The organism is Streptococcus sp. HMSC068F04 (assembly GCF_001837455.1).
GTDB lineage: Bacteria > Bacillota > Bacilli > Lactobacillales > Streptococcaceae > Streptococcus > Streptococcus salivarius_D.
Window position 1 is genome coordinate 1 of the sequence record NZ_KV832525.1, and the last position, 1,373, is coordinate 1,373.

The window sequence follows — 1,373 nt, forward strand, 5'->3', positions numbered from 1 at the left end:
CGTCACCCACTACAGTTGACAAAGAGCCTAAATAAGTTATTTAAAAATTTCTTTTACTTGACTTGTAACCATACTTTTCTATAAAGTCTTGGCGGAACTCAAGTAAATTGTCATCTATAATAGCCTGTCGTACTTTAGCCATTAAATTCACCAAGAAGTAGAGATTGTGATAACTTGTCAGGCGAATTCCAAACGTTTCATCTGCTTTCAATAAATGTCTCACATAGGCACGTGTGTAATTCTTACATGTATAACAATCACACTCAGGATCTATAGGGCTAAAATCTTCTGCATACGCCGCATTTTTAACCACGAGACGTCCTTGACTCGTCATACAAGTTCCGTTACGAGCAATTCGTGTTGGGAGAACACAATCATACATGTCAACGCCACGAATAACACCGTCGATCAAACTATCTGGTGCCCCTACCCCCATAAGATAACGTGGTTTATTCTCAGGAAGTAAAGGTACAGTAAAGTCTAGAACTGCATTCATCTCTTCATGGGTTTCTCCTACTGCAAGACCTCCAATTGAATAACCTGGAAAATCCATGGAAACCAAATCCTGTGCAGATTGTCTACGAAGATCTTCAAAACCCGCTCCCTGTACGATTCCAAAAAGACCTTGGTCATGTGGACGACGATGTGCTTTTAGCCCTCGTTCTGCCCAACGACTTGTACGTTCAATAGAATTTTTCACATAATCGTATGGTTGGTAAAATTGAGGGCATTCATCAAAACTCATCATAATATCTGAACCGAGATTATTCTGAATCGAGATCGCTTTTTCAGGAGATAAAAACATCTTACTTCCATTAAGGTGATTTTTAAAAGTTACACCTTCTTCCGAGATGTTTCGTTTTTCGGCCAATGAATATACTTGGAAACCACCGCTATCTGTAAGAATCGCTTGGTCCCAATTCATGAATTTATGGAGTCCTCCAGCTTTAGCAACGAGCTCATCACCAGGTCTTAGCCATAAATGATAGGTATTGGCCAAAATAATTCCTGAACCCATCTGCTTTAATTCTTCAGGAGATTGCGTTTTTACTGTAGCTTGGGTACCTACAGGCATAAACATCGGTGTTGGAAAAGTTCCATGAGGCGTGATAATTTCCCCCAAGCGTGCCCCTGTGTGTTTTTCTTTCTTTATAAGACGATATTTAATAGGAAAGTCAGTCATTTATACTCCTTACATTAGGAAAAACAGTCCTAAGTATTTTTTAGTAAGTGGTCATTATCCACAACCGCTTTAGTTTATCAAAAATTACAAGAATTGTCAGCTCTATATTTTCAAAGTTTCGATGAATAACAACAAACATCAACACTATCATTTATAGCAAAAAATCATAACCACCCGTCTAACGGGTGGT

1 protein-coding gene is annotated in these 1,373 nt (G+C 38.7%); it reads right to left on the minus strand.

Annotated features, from left to right (window positions below; translation table 11 throughout):
- Window positions 1-40: 40 nt before the first annotated feature.
- The gene (gene tgt, locus HMPREF2571_RS08630; protein ID WP_013991220.1) at window positions 41-1,183 is read right to left on the minus strand and encodes a tRNA guanosine(34) transglycosylase Tgt; all 1,143 of its coding nucleotides are present in this window, start codon (window positions 1,181-1,183) and stop codon (window positions 41-43) included.
- Between the last annotated feature and the right edge of the window lie 190 nt (window positions 1,184-1,373).